15 protein-coding genes and 1 other annotated feature are annotated in these 19,915 nt (G+C 31.6%); all 15 genes read right to left on the reverse strand.

What is annotated here, in order from left to right:
- Positions 1-23: 23 nt before the first annotated feature.
- Positions 24-1,244, reverse strand: coding sequence for a peptidase U32 family protein (locus BEE63_RS00920; protein ID WP_066019594.1), 1,221 nt, complete (start codon positions 1,242-1,244; stop codon positions 24-26).
- Positions 1,237-1,887, reverse strand: a complete 651-nt coding sequence (locus BEE63_RS00925) for an O-methyltransferase (RefSeq protein WP_066019595.1) — start codon at positions 1,885-1,887, stop codon at positions 1,237-1,239. The genes BEE63_RS00920 and BEE63_RS00925 overlap by 8 nt, the downstream gene beginning before the upstream one ends.
- Positions 1,888-1,902: 15 nt before the next feature.
- Complete coding sequence (mltG, locus tag BEE63_RS00930) at positions 1,903-2,922, reverse strand: endolytic transglycosylase MltG (RefSeq protein ID WP_066019596.1); 1,020 nt, start codon at positions 2,920-2,922, stop codon at positions 1,903-1,905.
- 23 nt (positions 2,923-2,945) lie between these two features.
- On the reverse strand, positions 2,946-4,766 hold the full coding sequence (typA, locus tag BEE63_RS00935) for a translational GTPase TypA (protein ID WP_066019597.1): 1,821 nt from the start codon (positions 4,764-4,766) through the stop codon (positions 2,946-2,948).
- Between the two features lie 321 nt (positions 4,767-5,087).
- Positions 5,088-6,755 (reverse strand): ribonuclease J, encoded by a 1,668-nt coding sequence (locus BEE63_RS00940; RefSeq protein WP_066019598.1) that lies wholly within the window; start codon positions 6,753-6,755, stop codon positions 5,088-5,090.
- A gap of 49 nt (positions 6,756-6,804) precedes the next feature.
- On the reverse strand, positions 6,805-7,260 hold the full coding sequence (locus BEE63_RS00945) for a Fur family transcriptional regulator (RefSeq protein WP_066019599.1): 456 nt from the start codon (positions 7,258-7,260) through the stop codon (positions 6,805-6,807).
- Positions 7,261-7,298: 38 nt separating this feature from the next.
- Complete coding sequence (locus tag BEE63_RS00950) at positions 7,299-7,562, reverse strand: DUF1292 domain-containing protein (RefSeq protein WP_066019600.1); 264 nt, start codon at positions 7,560-7,562, stop codon at positions 7,299-7,301.
- A gap of 48 nt (positions 7,563-7,610) precedes the next feature.
- A complete protein-coding gene (gene ruvX / locus BEE63_RS00955) occupies positions 7,611-8,021 on the reverse strand; it encodes a Holliday junction resolvase RuvX (protein WP_066019601.1) in 411 nt (136 codons plus the stop codon).
- Positions 8,022-8,163: 142 nt separating this feature from the next.
- Positions 8,164-8,424: an IreB family regulatory phosphoprotein gene (locus BEE63_RS00960; RefSeq protein ID WP_066019602.1), complete on the reverse strand. Its 261-nt coding sequence runs from the start codon at positions 8,422-8,424 to the stop codon at positions 8,164-8,166.
- A gap of 82 nt (positions 8,425-8,506) precedes the next feature.
- The gene (alaS, locus tag BEE63_RS00965; RefSeq protein WP_066019603.1) at positions 8,507-11,152 is read right to left on the reverse strand and encodes an alanine--tRNA ligase; all 2,646 of its coding nucleotides are present in this window, start codon (positions 11,150-11,152) and stop codon (positions 8,507-8,509) included.
- A 66-nt stretch (positions 11,153-11,218) separates the two neighbouring features.
- Positions 11,219-11,388, reverse strand: a binding site (T-box leader).
- A gap of 55 nt (positions 11,389-11,443) precedes the next feature.
- Positions 11,444-12,478 (reverse strand): AI-2E family transporter, encoded by a 1,035-nt coding sequence (locus BEE63_RS00970; protein ID WP_242874631.1) that lies wholly within the window; start codon positions 12,476-12,478, stop codon positions 11,444-11,446.
- The gene (locus BEE63_RS00975; RefSeq protein ID WP_066019605.1) at positions 12,453-12,965 is read right to left on the reverse strand and encodes a PRC-barrel domain-containing protein; all 513 of its coding nucleotides are present in this window, start codon (positions 12,963-12,965) and stop codon (positions 12,453-12,455) included. Before BEE63_RS00975 ends, BEE63_RS00970 begins: the two co-directional genes overlap by 26 nt.
- Positions 12,966-13,128: 163 nt before the next feature.
- Positions 13,129-13,566, reverse strand: a complete 438-nt coding sequence (locus BEE63_RS00980; protein WP_066019606.1) for an RrF2 family transcriptional regulator — start codon at positions 13,564-13,566, stop codon at positions 13,129-13,131.
- 227 nt (positions 13,567-13,793) lie between these two features.
- Positions 13,794-15,233 (reverse strand): glutamate synthase subunit beta, encoded by a 1,440-nt coding sequence (locus BEE63_RS00985; protein WP_066019607.1) that lies wholly within the window; start codon positions 15,231-15,233, stop codon positions 13,794-13,796.
- 12 nt (positions 15,234-15,245) lie between these two features.
- Entirely contained in the window at positions 15,246-19,769 is a 4,524-nt protein-coding gene (gene gltB / locus BEE63_RS00990) for a glutamate synthase large subunit (protein ID WP_066019608.1), read from the reverse strand.
- Positions 19,770-19,915 lie beyond the last annotated feature (146 nt).

Here is a 19,915-nt window from a genome sequence, read left to right on the forward strand (position 1 = left end):
AGGTGTTTTATTCAAAACAGCATCTATTTTTTACCTTTTATTAGCATATTACCACTTTCAAGTACACTATCACTCTTTATGGTATAAATCATTTGAGCTACAGGTGTGCTTTCAATCTTCTTTCCATTTTTATCTCTCAAATCTGCAAGTTCTATCTCAAAATTTTCTCCATGAGGTCTTAAAACCTCAACTTTATCTCCTGCGAATGCTTTATTTTTTTGTTCTACCACTGCTGTCTTAGTTACTTTGTCATAACTTCTTACTGTACCTACAATATCAAAATTTCTTACATAAGAAGAAGATTCATAATACTGCCTATCACTATCACCATAATAAAAGCCAGTAGTATATCTTCTATGACTAGGTTTTACAAGATAATCCATCCACTTAGTATTAAATTTATACTCTGAAGGATTTTCACAATATGAATCAATTGCTTCTCTATATGCCTTTACTACAGAAGCTACATAATATGTGCTTTTCATTCTACCCTCTATTTTAAAAGAGTTTATTCCTGAATTCATGAGATCAGGTATATGTTCTATCATACATAAATCCTTAGAATTCATTATATAAGTTCCCTTTTCATCCTCATTTATTGGAAAATATTCATTAGGCCTTTTTTCCTCTACCAAAGCATACTTATATCTGCAAGGCTGTGCACAAGCTCCTCTATTTGAATCTCTGCCAGTCATGTAATTAGAAAGAAGGCATCTTCCTGAGTATGATATACACATTGAACCATGCACAAATGCTTCGAGCTCACAGTCTTCCGGTAATTTCTCTCTGATAAATTTTATTTCTTTAAGTGATAATTCCCTAGCAAGAACTACTCTTTTAACTCCCTGCTTGTGCCAAAATATAGCAGACTTGTAATTCACGTTATTTGCTTGCGTACTAAGATGAAGTTCTAAATTTGGAACAACTTCTCTTGCAGTCATAATTATACCAGGGTCAGATACAAGTACCGCATCTGCTCCAACTTCATAAAGTTCTTTAAGGTATTCTTCAAGACCTTTTAAATCTTCATTATGTGGAAAAACATTTAGTGTAACATATACTTTTTTCCCTCTTTTATGTGCAAAGTCTAAACCTTCCTTTAACTGCTCAAGTGAAAAATTATCAGCAAAAGCCCTTAAATTAAGTTTACTTCCTCCAAGATATACAGCATCAGCACCAAATTCAATAGCTGTTTTTAATTTTTCAAGATTACCAGCTGGTGCTAAAAGTTCAGGTTTATTCATAACTTCTCCTCCTTGTTGTAACCGCAATTCCATCTCCCATTGGAATCACTGATGTAGTCAAATTAGAATCTTTTGAAACCATAGCAAGGTAACTTCTCATTCGTTTAACTATAGTAATCTTCCTTCTTTGCAAAAGATCATTATTGGCAACCATACCTCTAAATAATACATTATCTGCAATTATTATACCATCTTCTTTTAAAAGTCTCATGCATTCATTAAAAAATTGTCCATAATGACCTTTTCCTGCATCTATAAAAATAATATCATATTCCTCATTTAGACCTTTAAGTACATCTATACATTCACCACTTAATATTTTAATTCTATCATCTAGTCCAAATTTCTTTATGTTTTTAGATGCTATTTCTATCATATCTTCATTTCTATCTACCGTAATAATTTTTGCCTTTGAATTTAATGCCATTAAAATAGCTGAATAACCTATAGCTGTTCCAAGCTCCAATATTTTTAAAGGCTTTTTTACATTTACCATAAATTCGAGAAATTTTGCCGTTTCCTTATGAACTATGGGAACATTATTATCTTCTGCATAGTTTTCTAATTCCCTTAACATACCTTCATGATCTGGAATTAAGTCTCTAATATAATCTTTTATATAGTCATGCATTATTTTGCCCATAAATCTTCCTCCAAATTAAAATCCCTGAGTTTTTTTCTTAGCTTTTAAAAACTCATTATAATTGCTTGTAAATGTATGTGTTCCATTATTATTGGAAACAAAATAAATATAATTTGTTTTTGATGGATTCAAAGCAGCTTCAATAGATGCCTTACCTGGTGAGCATATAGGTCCAACTGGCATACCATTAATCAAATAAGTATTATACTTTGAATTAACTTTTAAGTCTTCATTAGATAATTTATCCTTATGATAACCAAGTGAATACTCCACTGTAGCACATGACTGAAGTTTCATATTTATTTTAAGTCTATTAAAAAATACTGAAGCAATTATAGGTCTTTCGCTATTTACTTTTGCTTCCCTTTCAATAATAGAAGCCATAGTTATAGTTTCGTCAACATTTTGTGTGCTTTTACCAGTTTCTTTTTCTGCTTTCTTAAAAACTTCATTAAATTTTTTAATCATCACATCTATTAATTCTTTTCCGCTCGAACCTTTTTTAAATGCATATGTATCAGGAAAAAGATATCCCTCTAAATTATATTTTCTATCTTTGTCGCTTTTTATGTAACCTGGCGCTTTATAATCCTCACACGCTTTTATAAAATTCTTCTTACTTATTAAACCTTTTTTATCAAGCAAATTAGCTATTTGTTCTATATCATATCCTTCAGGTATGGTAACTTTTACATAAGAACTATCAAAATTTCCATATCGTATATCATTAAGAAACTCTCTTGAAGATTCCCCTTTTTTTATTGAATAAAGTCCCGGCTTTATATCACCGGGAACTTTTTTATATTTAATGTATAATTTTAAAACAAACTTACTTTTAATCAAATTCTGACTTTTTAACTTACTTACTACAGAATAAAGATTATCTCCATTATTTATTTGAAAACTAACATTATCTTTAACTTTAAAAGGGTGATTCATAGAGTAATTAAAATAAACGCCTGCTGAAAAAATTAATATTAGAACTAAAAACAAAAGTATATAAAATTTCTTCTTTAAAACAGTTTTTAAATTCATATTACTCATTCCTCTTAAGCTAATTATCTAGATCTTTTTTTCTTACGTAAATTAGTGTCTAATATGCTCTTTCTCATTCTTATGCTCTTTGGAGTAACTTCAACAAGTTCATCTGAAGCAATAAATTCAAGACACTTTTCAAGTGACATTTCAGGTATTGGTACTAACTTTAAAGCATCATCCGCACCTGAAGATCGCGTATTTGTAAGATGCTTTTTCTTACAAACATTGACTTCTATGTCCTCGGCTCTTGAGCACTCTCCAACTATCATTCCTTCATAAACATCTACTCCAGCACCAACAAATAGTCTTCCTCTTTCTTGAGCACTATATAATCCATAAACAACTGAAACTCCTGGTTCAAATACAACTATTGATCCTCTAGATCTTTCAGGAATATCACCTTTATATGGCTCATAATCTGTAAGAACTGAGTTCATTATTCCATTTCCCTTTGTGTCTGTCATAAGCTCACTTCTAAAGCCTATAAGACCCCTTGAAGGTATTTTAAATATCAATCTTGTATAACCATTTATTGCTGAAGTCATGTTTACAAGTTCAGCCTTTCTAGGTCCAAGCTTTTCCATTACTACACCCATAAATTCTTCAGGTACATCAATTGTAAGTTCTTCAATTGGTTCCATTTTTTTGCCGTCTTCTTCTTTAAATATTACACTTGGCTTTGATACCTGGAATTCATAGCCTTCTCTTCTCATTGTTTCAATTAAAATTGATAAATGAAGTTCTCCTCTTCCGCTTACCTTAAATCTATCTGGAGAATCAGTTTCTTCTACTCTTAAACTTACATTTGTCTCTAATTCTTTTTGGAGTCTATCCTTTAAATGTCTTGATGTTACATAATCTCCTTCTCTTCCTGCAAAAGGAGAATCATTTACCATAAAGTACATACTTAATGTAGGCTCATCAATATCAACAAATGGGAGTGCTTCTGGTCTAGATGAATCTGCAATTGTCTCTCCTATGTTTACGTCTGGTATTCCTGAAACAACAGCTATATCTCCAAATTCAACTTTATCAGCATCAACTCTTTTAAGACCTTCATAAGTAAATAGGCTTGAGATTTTTACATTTTCTTTAGCTCCATCACGCCTTATTAAAACTGCCTGCTGATTCTTCTTTATAGTACCTCTTTCAACTCTTCCTATTGCTATTCTTCCAACATATTCATTGGAATCTATTGTTGAAACAAGCATTTGAAATGGCTCATCAATATAACCTACAGGTGGTTTTACATATTTAATAATTGTTTTAAATAATGGTTCCATAGAATCACTTTCATCATCAATATCAAGTTTTGCAATACCTGCTTTAGCAGAAGCATAAACTATAGGAAAATCAAGCTGATCTTCATCTGCTCCTAATTCTATAAACAAGTCTAAAACTTCATCTACTACTTCCATAGGTCTTGCATTAGGCTTATCTATCTTATTTATTACAACTATTGGTTTAAGTTTAAGTTCCAAAGCTTTTTTTAGTACGAATTTAGTTTGAGGCATAGGTCCCTCAAAAGCATCTACTAAAAGAAGTACGCTGTCTACCATTTTAAGTACACGTTCAACTTCTCCACCAAAATCCGCATGTCCCGGAGTATCTACAATATTTATTTTAACTCCTTCATGCATAACAGAAGTATTTTTTGAAAGAATAGTTATTCCTCTTTCTTTCTCTAAATCATTGGAATCCATAACTCTTTCTTGAACTTTCTCATTTGCTCTAAAAACGTGACTTTGTCTAAGTAAGGCATCTACAAGAGTAGTCTTACCATGATCGACATGGGCTATTATAGCAACGTTTCTTATGTCATTTCTAGTAATTTTTTCCATTTCTTTTCCTCCGTACATTTCTATCGTATGATTATATAAAATCATAAATAAAAATTGGATACCTAAAGCACCCAATTTTCTAGTAACAATTAATATTTTAATATTAAGTATTTAAAAAGTCAACTTACTTAAATACAAGTAAACAATTTCATAGAAAAATATTTTTACATTTATCAAATTGCATCGTGCGCTGAGTCTTATGCAATTTAGTTACATTCCTTATAAAAGTGATTAAGTAACATTACAAATTCAAATTCATAATAAGCTAATACTGATTACTATGAATTTGAATTTTGTAAAAGTCTCACATAACTTTATACATTATACTTCCATAATTATAGGAAGTATCATAGGCTTTCTTTTTGTTCTTTCATAAAGGAATATTCTTAATACATCCTTTATATTAGATTTTATTGTTGACCATTCTGTAATATGTTTTTCCTCACATTCATTCAAAGCTGTCTTTACAATTTCTTTTGACTCTTCCATTAAATCTTCTGATTCTCTTACATATACAAAACCTCTTGAAATAATATCAGGTCCAGCAATTACAGTACCACTTACTTTTTCTATAGTAACAACTACAGTCACTATTCCATCTTGTGATAGGTGCTTTCTGTCTCTCAAAACTATATTACCAACATCACCTACTCCAAGTCCATCTACAAATACTTTACCAGCAACTACAGTATCAGTCTTTCTTATACTGCTTCTTGTTACCTCTATAACATCTCCAATCTCTGGGATCAAGACATTAGACTTAGACATTCCAAGACTAGTTGCAAGCTCTGCATGTTGTTTTAAATGCCTGTATTCACCATGAACTGGGATAAAGAATCTAGGTTTTATAAGTGTATGCATTAATTTAAGTTCTTCCTGACATGCATGCCCTGAAACATGAACATCTGCTAGAGCTGCATAAATAACATCTGCGCCTTTCTTAAATAATTGATTAATAACTCTTGAAACCAATTTTTCATTTCCAGGAATTGGATTAGCTGATATTACTACCATATCCCCTTCCTGTATTTTTACTTTTTTGTGTTCTTGAGCTGCCATTCTTGTAAGTGCAGACATCGGTTCGCCCTGACTTCCTGTTGTAATTATAACTATTTTATCGTCTGGGTACCTATTTATGGCATCTATGCCTATTAAAACACCTTCATTAGCTTTAATATATCCAAGTTCTATAGCAACTGCAACTATATTTTCCATACTTCTGCCAGAAACAGCAACTTTTCTGTTATAGTATTCTGCTGACTCAATTATCTGCTGTATTCTGTGAATATTAGATGCAAAAGTTGCAACTATAATCCTTCCTTTAGCCTTTGAAAATAAATTATTAAAAGTTTCTCCTACTGTGCTTTCCGACATCGTGTAGCCTTTTCTTTCTACATTAGTACTATCGCACATCATAGCAAGAACGCCCCTTTTACCTAATTCTGCGAACCTTGCAAAATCTGCAACGCACCCATCTATTGGTGTATAATCCACCTTAAAATCTCCTGTGTGAAAGATAACGCCCATAGGTGTATGTATTGCTATTGCTACAGAATCGGCAATACTGTGACTTTGTCTGATAAACTCAATAGACATACTATTTAGTTTAATAATGTCTCTAGGTTTTACTACTTTTAAATCGACCTTGCTCAAAAGGTTATGCTCTTTAAGCTTTGTTTCAACTATACCAATGGTAAGTTTAGTACCATAAACAGGAACATTTAACTCTTTTAAAACATAAGGCAAGGCACCAATATGATCTTCATGTCCATGAGTCAAAAATATTCCTTTAACCTTCTCCCTATTTTTTAATAAGTAGGTTATATCAGGTATTACTATATCTATACCGAACATTTCTTCATCGGGGAAACTAAGACCGCAATCTATAACAGCTATTTCATCTCTATATTCAATAACTGTAAGATTTTTTCCTATCTCATTCACTCCACCTAAAGGTATTATCTTAATTTTATCCTTTTCTCTACGCATTATCTACCCTCCTTTTTTATTTAGTTTATATTTAAACTATAAATATTATTTATAGTTTTTTTCTACATTCACTGCATATTCCATAAAATTTAACGCTGTGATTTTTTATAAGGAAATCATACTTATCCTGTATACTTTGCTCCAAATCATCAAGTAAATCTCCCTGTACTTCTGTTACCTTTCCACAAACAGTGCAAATCAAATGGTGGTGCTGATGATGCTCATTTTCGTGTACCAATTCATATCTACTAAGACCATCATTTAAATCTAATTTACTTATTACTCCAAGTTCATCTAAAATTTGGACTGTCCTATAAACCGTAGCTAACCCTATTTCTGGGCATTCAATTTTGACACAATCATATAGCTCTTCAACAGTAAGATGTTTTCCTTCATTGCTTATAATGCTATCCAAAACAGCTCTCCTCTGTGGAGTAAGCTTATATCCCTTATCTTTAAGATTGTTTTTCAACTTTTCTATTTCTAAAGGAGATAATTTTGCCATCTTACATACCTCCCATCCACTATTTTATCGTATATATTTTAATTTAAATCATCTTGTGAAAACAAAGTTTCGTAAGCTTCACTTACTATATTAAATTCATTATCATCCTCAACTGTCATTAATACATCATTACCATTTGAGTCTTTATCTATTTTAAGAATTATCGCTTCTGAATCCTTAGAATCTTCAGGAACAACAATTACATATTCTTTGTCCTCTACATCCATCTTAGTTACTACCTGAAACTCTCTTTCTATACCTTCTTCATCCTTAAGTGTTATTTTGTCAACATAATTATCCATGAAATTAAACCTCCAGTATATTCTAGTATATTTTAAAATGCATTTTACTTAAGCAAGGCTGTCAAGATAGCCTTGAAGTATGTATGTGGCTGCCATTTTATCTACTATTTTTTTTCTCTTTTTCCTTGAAAGATCAGCCTCAAGCATCGCTTTATTGGCTGCTACAGTAGTTAATCTTTCATCCCACATTTTAATTGGCACATTTATATTTTCCTTTATAACATCACAAAATTTAAGTACTTTTTCGCTTTGAAATCCAATTGTACCATTCATATTTTTGGGAAGTCCACATACAATAGTATCGACTTCATACTTTTCACACAATTCTTTCAACTGTTTTATATCTTCTTCTTCATTTTTTCTTCTTATAGTAGTTATACCTTGAGCTGTATATCCAAGTGGATCACTAAGTGCAATTCCTATTGTCTTATTACCTACATCGATACCAAGTATTCGCATAAAAATCTCCTTCAATAAAATATACTAAAAATTTTTCAAACATAATTAATAATCAATCAAGCCTATATAGGAAACGCCTCTTCAAATAATTAAACACATTATAATGGATTTATATAAAATAAAAATGCCCCTAAGAGCACCTTTATTTTATTCTAAGATATGATTTTAATACCTCTTCAAGTATCTCATCTCTCTCTAGCTTTCTTACTAAAGCACGTGCACCGTTATAATTGGTTATGTAAGTTGGATCTCCTGATATCAAATACCCAACTAATTGATTGATAGGATTATATCCCTTCTCTTTTAAGGCATTATAAACCTCGCTTAATATTTCCTTTGTTAGATCTTTCTTATTTTTTAATACATCAAACTCAATTGTATTATCGTTATTTTCACTCCCCAATTTACACTCACCCCTTTTTGGTTTATCAAAAGACTTATACAAGTATATTATATATTATAAAGCATATTATAGTAATTGTATACTACTTTACTAATTTTTCCATAATTTTTTGTACTTCATTTAATGCTACTTGTAACTTTTCTCCATCTTTTCCACCGGCTTGAGCCATATCTGGTCTTCCTCCGCCGTTTCCGCCACAAATTGAAGCTACTTCTTTTATTATTTTACCACAATGAACTCCTTTTGATACTGCATCTTTAGAAGCCATTGCTACAAATTGTACTTTTTTGTCATCCTTACTTGCCAGTAAAACTAGCCCTTCACCAATTTTACTTCTTATTTTATCACATAATTCTCTGAGTGTATTTCCACCTATACCTTTTACTTCACATGAAACATACTTAACTCCATTAACTTCTTTTACTGAATTTATTATGTTATCCTCGAATCCTGAAGCTAATTTTTCTTTAAGATTATTTATTTCCTTATCCTTTTCTTTTAATTCATTATAATACTGATTTATTTTATTTAATATATCTTTTTTAGAACATTTAAGTTCACTCTCTAAATTTTTTATCAGAGAATCATTTTCTTCAGTATATTTTAAAGCTGCTGTTCCGGTTAAAGCTTCTATTCTCCTTATGCCTGCTGCTACACCTGTTTCAGAAACTATTTTAAATAATCCTATTTCACCAGAATTAGAAACATGAGTACCACCGCATAATTCTTTGCTGAAGTCTCCAACACATACAACTCTTACCTTATCACCATATTTTTCATCAAAAAGTGCCATGGCACCAGTCTTCTTAGCATCTTCTATAGACATAACATCTGTCTTTACATCAATAGCATTCATTATCTCTTTATTTACCAATTTTTCTACTTTTAGAATTTCATCATCAGTAAGAGCAGTAAAGTGAGTAAAATCAAATCGCAATCTTTCAGTATCTACATATGATCCTGACTGATTTATATGGCTGCCAACAACCTCTTTTAGTGCTGCTTGAAGCATATGCGTAGCTGTATGGTTTTTACATATATCTTTTCTATATTGAGAATTTACTTCAAGGGTAACATTTTCATCCTTATTTAAAGAACCTTTTGTCACTTTAACTATATGCAAAGTTTTTCCTGCGATATTCTTTTGACAATCTATAACTTCAGCTTCACCATTTTTGCCAATTATAAAGCCTTTATCTCCAATTTGTCCTCCCATTTCTGCATAAAAAGGTGTCTCTTCTGTAATAACAATTCCACTATCGCCTTTATTGAGAGTTGAAACAATTTTATCATCTTTTACTAAAACTTCAACTTTTGAATTTGCATTTGTTAAATTATATCCTACAAATTCAGTTGTAACATAATCTGGCAGCTTATCTACAGATTTTATTTCTTTTCCCATATAGTTTGATTCTTCTCTTGCATCTCTTGCTCTATTCTTTTGTTTTTCCATTTCCTCATGGAAACCATTCATATCTATCTCAATACCTTTTTCTTCCAAAATCTCTTGGGTAATTTCCACTGGGAAACCATAAGTATCATATAATCTAAAAGCATTTTCGCCAGATAAAATCTTCTTATTTTCGCCAGATAACTCATCTATATAATTCTTCAATATTTCCATGCCGCTGTCAAGTGTCTCATCAAATCTTTTTTCTTCTATTTCTATTACATTCTTTATATAATCTTGCTTTTCCTCTAATTCTTTATACGCATTCTTTGAATTTTTTATAACAACATCGCATAGATCGCATAAAAAAGTTTTATTTATGCCTAAAGTCTTGCCATGTCTTGCTGCTCTTCTAAGAAGCCTTCTGAGAACATATCCTCTTCCTTCGTTTGAAGGTAATATTCCATCACTTATCATAAAAGTTACACTTCTTACATGATCGGTTATTACTCTAATTGAAACATCTTTCTTATGGTCTTCACCATATTTTACGCTGCAAATTTTACATACTTCATCAAGAACTTCTCTTATAGTATCAATTTCAAATATACTATCTGTATCCTGCATTATAGTTGCTATTCTCTCGAGTCCCATTCCTGTATCAATATTAGGATTTTTAAGCTTGTTATAATTACCTTCTTCATCTCTATCAAATTGTGTAAACACTAAATTCCAAAATTCAATTACATCATCATTATCCTGTGCTTCTATGAATTTTTCTTTACTTGTAAAGAGTTCAGGATTTTCTCTTCTATCAAAATGCATTTCAGAACATGGTCCACATGGTCCAGAACCATGCTCCCAGAAGTTGTCTTCCTTACCAAATCTAAATATTCTCTCTGGCGCAACCCCTGCTTTTTCAGTCCAAATTTTAAAAGCTTCATCATCATCAAGGTAAATCGTTATGTACACTCTATCCTTAGGGAATTTCAAAACCTCAGTAACAAACTCCCATGCCCATGGTATTACTTCCTTTTTAAAATAATCTCCAAAAGAAAAATTACCAAGCATCTCAAAAAAAGTACCATGTCTAGCTGTTTTCCCTACGTTCTCTATATCCCCTGTTCTTATGCATTTCTGACATGTTGTTACTCTTGTCCTTGGTGGAGTTTGAAGTCCTGTAAAGTAAGGCTTTAATGGTGCCATCCCAGCATTTATAAGTAAAAGGCTCTTATCATTTTTCGGAACTAATGAAAAGCTTGGAAGCCTTAAATGTCCTTTTCCTTCAAAAAACTTTAAATATGCTTCTCTAATATCGTTTAATCCCATGTATTCCATAATTATTCTCCTCCAAACTAATTTGCTATGTAAATATACAAAAAAGCTTTCATCCCCTATACACACATAAGGGACGAAAGCTGTAATTTCCGCGGTACCACCCTAATTACACTACAAAAGTGTCTCTCATCAAAAAGTTCAAAGATAGCTTCAAATCAATACATAAGAAGTTTTCACCAAACACTTCTTCTCTAAATATGCAAATTAATTTTACTCATTCTTATCATCACTTTAATATAAACCAATATTTATATTATAAATAATATTTATATCCATGTCAATATATCTTTACTAAAAAAGGTAATAGTTTAAGTCCTCATAAATTACTTTTATGATAACTCCAACTGGAATTGCAAGTATCATTCCCCAAAAGCCAGCTATCTTTTCTCCTGCTATTAGAAGCAAAATAACTATTAGAGGATGTATATTAACAGAATCGCCTGTCATCTTAGGCGATATTATATTTCCTTCAATTATTTGAATAACATAAAGAAATACTGTAGTATATATTCCAGTTTTTGTTGATTTTAAGAAAGCAATAATTACAGCAGGTACTGCACCAAAAATAGGTCCAAAATATGGTATTATATTAAATAACCCATTTACTATTGATAATATTATTGGATAATCCACTTTAAATATTATAAGTATAATGAATGTAAGTACTCCAATCAATGTACACAAAATTATTTGAGTAACATTATACCTGCTTAATACATTATCTACATCACTCATTATTTTTTTTATAAGTCTTCTGTAATTTAAAGGAAATACAATTAATATTTTATTTTTTATATTATCCCCATCAGCTAAAAAATAGTATGATATTATTGGTATTATTGCTATATCAACTATATTTTTGCCTATATTAACAATAAAATTAAGTGTTTTAGAAATTATCAGATGAAGTTCATTATTAAATTTAGAATATATAGTAATTATTAAAGTATCCCCTGCTGCTCCTCTTAAAGCTGGTTTTAATTTCTTATTTAAAAAATCCATGCAGTATTGTATCTCATTTTTTGTCATATCAATGTTAAGGGTTTCCTTAAATATTGATGGCACTAAAAAGAACAAAAAAGCAATACATAAAAACGTTATTCCTGCTAAAAGTACAGCTGCTGATTTTCTGCTACCTATACCTATGCTCATAAGGTACATATGAAATGGTTTGAGAGTATATGCTAGTAAAAATGCTATTAAAATTATGTACAAAATTTCACTTAATATTGCTACTTTTTTAAATAAAAAATATAGCAGTATACATATAAAAACAAATATTAAAAATGAAGCAATATATTTATGTACTTTCTTCATTTTCATCATCTTTCGAATTTATGAAGTGAAACATTCTCACAAAATTAAGATTTTTACTGTTTGAAAAGCAGAATAAGTTTTCTCTGCCAAGCATATAATCACCTTCAAGTATGACTTTTTTGCCAGAAATCAAATTTGCAAATAGCCCTCTTGATACAATAATTCCTTTAATTTTAAAACTTTTTTCATCAAAAAGTATTTCTTCAACCATTCCAAGTATTGTACCATCATAGTTTATTACATCCATATTTTTTATATTTTTAAATTCTATGAAATTCCCCTCATACGGCTTATAATTTACAATCATTTTAGAGTGGAAACTAATGATATTTTCTGTTCCAATATAACAATTTTTATTTATAAATTTGCCCTTATTTATTTTAAATCCTATAACAAATCCAGAACTGAAATTCAAAATAATATCATCAACTACTCCTACTTTATTTCCTTCAGTAGAATAAACATCTTTTAATATAAATTCTTTACTTCTCACCATATATATCACCATAATTTTAGTATGATATATTTTTTTTATAATATACTCAAAATATAATAAAAATGCCCGTACAATTTAATAAATGTACGGGCATTCTTATTATATTTATCACATACATTAAAGCTAATGTCGTCAATAAAAGCAGCTATAAATCGCAAAAATATTATGCTTTAATTATTTTCTTATCACGTTTAATAGAATTATAATCATCTACCATATCTTGAAGAGTTATAGTTTTAGTTACATGGTCTATACTCTCTTTTATTTTTACCCAAAGAAGCCTCGTAGCACAATAATCGCTATTATCACAAGTATCATTTTCTATACAATCTGAAATTTCTATAGGTCCCTCAAGGACATCAAAAATATTAGATATATATATATCTTTAGGAGCTTTAGACAAAACATATCCTCCTTGTGATCCTCTTATGCTCTTAATCAAACTAGCTTTTCTAAGTGGAACAAATAATTGTTCTAAATATGCTTCTGATATTCTTTGTCGCTCAGATATACTCTTTATTGAAACTGGCTCTTCACCATAATGAATTGCCAAATCTACCATTGCTTTAACCCCATATCGACCTTTAGTAGATAATTTCATTAACTCACTTCCTTAATTCCGACAATAATACTCTACTTTGTATTACTATAATATCAAATGCCTTGAGACTTGTCAATTGAGCAAAGCAATCTAAGGAAAATTAAAAATTAAGAAAGAAGAATTAAGAATGTTTATAAACTGCAAGTCTTAAATATATAAATGAATTAATAAAAAGCGATGACTTCTCAATATCAGCCACCGCTTTTTATTAACATTTATTTTTTATGTTAGCCTCTAAGTGAAGTCTCACCCATAAGGTATTCATCTATTGATTTTGCAGCCTGTCTGCCGCTGTGTATAGCTCTTACTACAAGAGATTGACCACTTTTCATATCTCCTGCTGCAAACACATTTTTATGACTTGTCATGAAATTATCATCAGTTTTAACATTCCCTCTAGCATCTAATTCTAACTTTAAGTCATCAATAATACCACTGTGCTCAGGGTGCAAAAATCCCATAGCTATAAGAATTAAATCTACTTTTTGATCAAACTCTGAGCCTTTAACTTCGTTCATTGACATTCTACCATCTTTACCTTTTTCCCATTTAACTTTTACACCTTTAAGATTTTCGAGTTTTCCATTTTTGCCTTCTAATTTCTTAGTAGACACACAGAATAGTCTTTCGCAGCCTTCTTCATGCGAAGTAGTAGTCTTATATAGTCTAGGGAATAAAGGCCAAGGCATAGAGTCATCTCTCTTAGTCGGAAGCTTAGGCATTATCTCATACTGATATACTTTCTTAGCTCCCTGCCTTATTGCAGTACCAATACAGTCAGAACCAGTATCTCCACCGCCTACAACTACGACAACTTTGTCCTTTGCAGTTATTTCTTCTCCCCCTATTTTAACACCTGCATTTCTCATATTTTGCTGTTTTAAATAATCTACAGCAAAATGCACACCACTTAATCCTTCTCTTCCTTCAACATTTAGATCCCTAGGTATAGTGGAACCTCCTGTAAGAAGCACTACATCAAAATCTTTTAATATTTCATCTGTAGGTACGTCAAATCCAGCATTAGTAGACGTCATAAATTTTATTCCTGATTTTTCCATGATATCAACTCTTCTGTCAACTACATGTTTTTCAAGTTTAAAGTCTGGAATACCATATCTTAAAAGTCCACCTACTTTATCTGCTCTCTCAAACACAACAACACTGTGCCCTACTGAATTAAGTTCTGCAGCTGCAGCAAGTCCAGACGGTCCAGAGCCTATTACAGCAATTCTTTTGCCTGTTCTAACTTTAGGTACTTGTGGTTTTACCCATCCATTTTTATATGCTTCTTCAATAATTGCATATTCAATTTCATTTATTGAAACCGCATCAAAATTATCTCCTAAAGTACATGAACCTTCACATAAAGCAGGGCAAATACGTCCTGTGAATTCAGGGAAATTGCTTGTTAAAGATATTCTTTCATAAGCTTTTTTCCACTCACCCTTATAAACCATATCGTTAAAATCAGGCATTAAATTTCCAAGAGGACATCCCCAGGAGCAAAATGGTGTTCCGCATTCCATACATCTTGCTCCTTGATTCCTAAGTTCTTCCTTTGACATTCTTATATAAACTTCTTTATAATCTTTCACTCTTTCCTTTATTGCACGATGTGATGAATTTTGTCTCTTAAATTCCTTGAATCCAGTTACCTTTCCCATTTTTGAGCCCCCTTACATATTAACAGCAGCAGCTTTTTTCTTTGATTGTTCAAGTATTAATTTATATGCTGTTGGAATAACCTTTTTAAATTTAGCTTTATATTCGTCCCAATTTTCTAGTATTTTCTTTGCTTTAACACTGTCTGTATATTCATAATGTTCCTTTATAAGATCATATAGAACTTTTTCATCAGCATCATCATAATCGGTTGTAATTTCCACCATTTCAGTATTGCATTTATCTTCAAAATCATTATTCTCATCAAGTACAAATGCCATACCACCACTCATTCCAGCGCCAAAGTTTCTTCCAGTCTTTCCAAGTACAACAGCAATTCCACCAGTCATATATTCACAGCAGTGATCTCCTGTACCTTCTGCTACTGCATATGCACCACTGTTTCTTACTGCAAAACGCTCTCCAACCATTCCATTAACAAACAATTTACCGCTTGTTGCCCCATATAGAATAGTATTTCCAGCAATAACATTTTCATCTTGTTTAAAGGTTGCCCTTTTAGGTGTTTTAATTGCTATTTTAGCACCTGACAAGCTCTTTCCTACATAATCATTAGCTTCACCTTCAAGAATAAGAGTCATACCCTTCATTCCAAATGCACCAAAGCTCTGACCAGCCGAACCAATAAAATTAAATCTTATAGTATCATCTGGAAGTCCATTTTCTCCATATGCTTTTGCAACTTTTCCGCTGAGCATAGCTCCAACTGATCTATCTACATTTTTAATTTCAAAATTTCCAACTACAGGTTTTCCAGAATTTATAGCATCCTTTGCTATTTGAATCAGTTTATAATCCATAATTTTATCTAAGCCATGATTTTGAGCTATTGTACAGTATGGTTTTATTCTCTTTGGCATATCAGGCTTATATAATATCTTTGAAAGATTAATTCCCTTTGCTTTCCAGTGGGTTACAGCATCTTTTGCTTCTATTTTATCAACTCTTCCAACCATTTCATTTATTGTTCTAAAGCCAAGCTGTGCCATATATTCTCTAACTTCCTGAGCAATAAAAGTAAGGAAGTTTATAACATATTCAGGTTTCCCTTTAAATTTCTTTCTAAGATCTTCATCTTGAGTTGCTATTCCCATTTCACATGTATTAAGATGACAGTTTCTAAGCATGCAACAGCCTAATGATACAAGTATAGTAGAAGCAAATACGAACTCTTCTGCTCCTAAAAGTGCAGCTACTACAACATCCTTACCTGTTTTTAACTGTCCATCTGTTTGAAGAACAACTCTGCTTCTTAAATTGTTTAAAAGAAGTACCTGCTGAGTTTCTGATAATCCAAGCTCCCATGGAATTCCAGCATGCTTTACTGAAGATAATGGTGCCGCACCTGTACCTCCATCGTGACCACTTATTAGTATCGAATCTGCATGAGCTTTAGCAACACCTGCTGCTACAGTTCCTACTCCAACTTCAGAAACAAGCTTTACGCTTATTCTTGCTGATGGGTTTACACATTTAAGATCAAATATAAGCTGTGCTAAATCCTCAATAGAATATATATCATGGTGAGGTGGTGGTGAAATAAGGTCTATTCCTGGTGTTGAATGTCTTACTCTGGCTATGTTTACATCAACTTTTCTTCCTGGAAGCTGTCCACCTTCTCCTGGTTTTGCACCCTGTGCCATTTTAATTTGAAGTTCATCAGCATTTACAAGATATTCTGTGGTTACTCCAAATCTAGCAGAGGCTATCTGCTTTATAGCACTTCTTCTTAAATCGCCATTAGCATCTGTCTTATATCTCTCATTGTCTTCTCCGCCTTCTCCGCAGTTACTCTTACCGCCAATTCTATTCATTGCTATTGCAATAGTTTCATGAGCTTCTTTACTGATTGAACCAAATGACATAGCTCCTGAACAGAATCTTTTTAGTATTTCACTTACAGGTTCTACTTCATCTATTGATATTGGATTTAAGTTTTTAAATTTAAACAATCCTCTTATTGTGCAAAGATTTTTATCCTGATTATCTATTAATTTAGTATAATCCTTAAACATTTTGTAATTGCCAGTTCTAGCAGCAACTTGAAGTCTATATATTGAATCTGGGTTGAATAAATGGAACTCTCCATTCTTTCTCCAAGCATATTGACCTCCTACGCTTAATACAGATACTGGCTTTCTTATTTTATTAAACGCATTTTCGTACCTATTTAGAACTTCTCTAGCAACTACATCTATTCCTATACCTTCTATTCTAGATGGAGTACCTTCAAAATATTTATTTACTAACTCACTGCTAAGACCTATTGCTTCAAATATCTCAGCACCATGGTAACTTCTAAGAGTAGATATACCCATCTTAGACAATATCTTTAATATACCATGATTTATAGCATTAATATAATTACTTATTGCCTTAGTTGCGTCCTCTATTACTATATCCTTTTCTCTTACCAATTGTCTTATAGATTCAAATGCAATATAAGGATTTACTGCAGTAGCACCATATCCAAGTAAAAGTGCAAAATGCATAGTTTCTCTTGCTTCTCCTGTTTCCACAATAATAGATACTTTTGTACGTGTTTTCTCTTTTATCAAATGGTGATGAACAGCAGATAATGCAAGTAAACTTGGTATTGCAGCTTCATAAGAATCTATATGTTTATCACTTAATACAATTATATTAAATCCTTCTTTTATCCTCTTTGAAGCTCTCTCACAAATTTTTTCTAGTGCCTCTTTAAATCCATCAATTCCTGTATCATATTTAAATGTAATAGGAATAGTTGTAGTTTTAAAATCCTTATTTCTAAGATTCTTTATTTTTTGCATATTGAGATCTGTTAAAATTGGCGAATCTATTTCTATAAAAGGAACATCCTCTGCATCCTTATTTAATATATTTCCCTGAGAACCTATATAATTAATAAGTGATGTAACCATTTCTTCTCGTATAGGATCTATAGGAGGATTAGTTACCTGTGCAAATAACTGTTTAAAATATTCAAATAAAAGCTGAGATTTATTTGATAAAACAGCAAGAGGAGTATCATTTCCCATGGAACCCAAAGGTTCCTTTCCATTTGTAGCCATAGGTCCAAGTATGATTCTCAAATCTTCAAGGGTATATCCAAAAGCCTGTTGCTTTTCCTTTAAAATATCATCATTTACTACCTTTTCTCCTACAGAAGCTTCAAAATCATCTAAAGTAAATTTATTTCTGTTAACTATTTCCTCATAATCTTTACTGCAACAAATACTCTTTTTTACTTCTTCATCATCTATTATTCTTCCCTCTTTTGTATCTATGAGGAACATTTTTCCTGGCTGAAGTTTCCCTTTATAAGCTATTTCTTCAGGCTCAAATTTAAGCACTCCAGCTTCAGAAGCTAAAACAGCTATATTATTCTTAGTTATTAAATATCTTGCCGGTCTAAGTCCGTTTCTATCCAGTACAGCTCCTACCTGTATACCATTAGTGAAAGCAACTGCAGCAGGGCCATCCCAAGGCTCTATTAAAGTTCCCTGATATTCATAAAATGCTCTCTTCCACTTTTCCATTTTATCATTATTTTCCCATGCTTCTGGGATAAGCATCATAAGTGCCTGTGCCGGCTGTCTACCATCAGCAACTAAAAGTTCAAACACATTATCAAGAGAAGTAGAATCACTCCCCTTAGGATTTATAACAGGAAATAGATCAGAAATTTTCCTGCCAAATACATCAGATTTTAATACCCCTTCACGGGCATTCATCCAGTTTCTATTACCTCTTATGGTATTTATTTCACCATTATGTGCTAAAAATCTAAATGGTTGAGCTAAATCCCATGTAGGAAAAGTATTTGTACTATATCTTTGATGTACTAATGCAATTGCACTTTTAAAGTTTATATCATTTAAATCCATATAAAAACTCTTTATTTGATCTGCAAGCAATAATCCTTTATATACTATTGTTCTACTTGAAAGACTGCATATATAGAAGTATTCTGAGCCTCTTTCAAGAAGTCTTTTAACTTCACTTTCAGCTCTTTTTCTAATTACATAAAGCTTTCTTTCAAAATCAATTTGATTGTCGCAGTTACTTCCTACAAATATTTGTTTAATAACAGGCTCACTGCCCTTAGCCGTTTCTCCAATAGATCTATTATCTCTAGGAACAACCCTCCAGCCGAGAACCTTCTGCCCCTGTTCTTCTACGGCTCTCTCTAGAATACCTTCACATTGATAAGATAATGCTGTTTCCTTTGGTAAAAAAACCATTCCAACTGCATACTTACCGCTCTTTGGAAGTTCTATCCCTAAATTTTCACAGTTGATTCTAAAAAATTCATCTGGTATTTGAAGCATTATTCCAGCTCCGTCTCCAGTTTTAGTATCAGCGCCAACAGCACCTCTGTGGGTTAAATTAACTAAAATTTCTATACCTTTTTTAACTATGTCATGACTTTTTTCGCCCTTTATACTGGCAATAAAGCCTATTCCACAATTGTCCTTTTCAAAAGCTGGATCATACAATCCCTGCTTTCCAGGATATCCAACGTTTCTTGTCATACTTAAGCCCCCAATTCCATCATTATTAATAACCTTATATTGCAAAATCCCATAAATACTCAACAAATTACAATATAAATTATATAATTTTTAAAAAAATACTATTATTAATTATTATAATGGTAAAATGAAATTTTTCAATAGGG

The organism is Clostridium pasteurianum (assembly GCF_001705235.1).
Lineage (GTDB): Bacteria > Bacillota > Clostridia > Clostridiales > Clostridiaceae > Clostridium_S > Clostridium_S pasteurianum_A.

Coding starts and splice junctions, on each gene's coding strand:
- BEE63_RS00980 (WP_066019606.1), bottom strand. CDS start 13,566: ATGAAATTATCTACTAAAGGTCGATATGGGGTTAAAGCAATGGTAGAT.
- gltB (WP_066019608.1), bottom strand. CDS start 19,769: ATGACAAGAAACGTTGGATATCCTGGAAAGCAGGGATTGTATGATCCA.
- typA (WP_066019597.1), bottom strand. CDS start 4,766: ATGGAAAAAATTACTAGAAATGACATAAGAAACGTTGCTATAATAGCC.
- BEE63_RS00970 (WP_242874631.1), bottom strand. CDS start 12,478: ATGATGAAAATGAAGAAAGTACATAAATATATTGCTTCATTTTTAATA.
- alaS (WP_066019603.1), bottom strand. CDS start 11,152: ATGGAATACATGGGATTAAACGATATTAGAGAAGCATATTTAAAGTTT.
- BEE63_RS00920 (WP_066019594.1), bottom strand. CDS start 1,244: ATGAATAAACCTGAACTTTTAGCACCAGCTGGTAATCTTGAAAAATTA.
- BEE63_RS00950 (WP_066019600.1), bottom strand. CDS start 7,562: ATGGATAATTATGTTGACAAAATAACACTTAAGGATGAAGAAGGTATA.
- BEE63_RS00925 (WP_066019595.1), bottom strand. CDS start 1,887: ATGGGCAAAATAATGCATGACTATATAAAAGATTATATTAGAGACTTA.
- BEE63_RS00975 (WP_066019605.1), bottom strand. CDS start 12,965: ATGGTGAGAAGTAAAGAATTTATATTAAAAGATGTTTATTCTACTGAA.
- ruvX (WP_066019601.1), bottom strand. CDS start 8,021: ATGCGAATACTTGGTATCGATGTAGGTAATAAGACAATAGGAATTGCA.
- BEE63_RS00945 (WP_066019599.1), bottom strand. CDS start 7,260: ATGGCAAAATTATCTCCTTTAGAAATAGAAAAGTTGAAAAACAATCTT.
- BEE63_RS00985 (WP_066019607.1), bottom strand. CDS start 15,233: ATGGGAAAGGTAACTGGATTCAAGGAATTTAAGAGACAAAATTCATCA.
- mltG (WP_066019596.1), bottom strand. CDS start 2,922: ATGAATTTAAAAACTGTTTTAAAGAAGAAATTTTATATACTTTTGTTT.
- BEE63_RS00940 (WP_066019598.1), bottom strand. CDS start 6,755: ATGCGTAGAGAAAAGGATAAAATTAAGATAATACCTTTAGGTGGAGTG.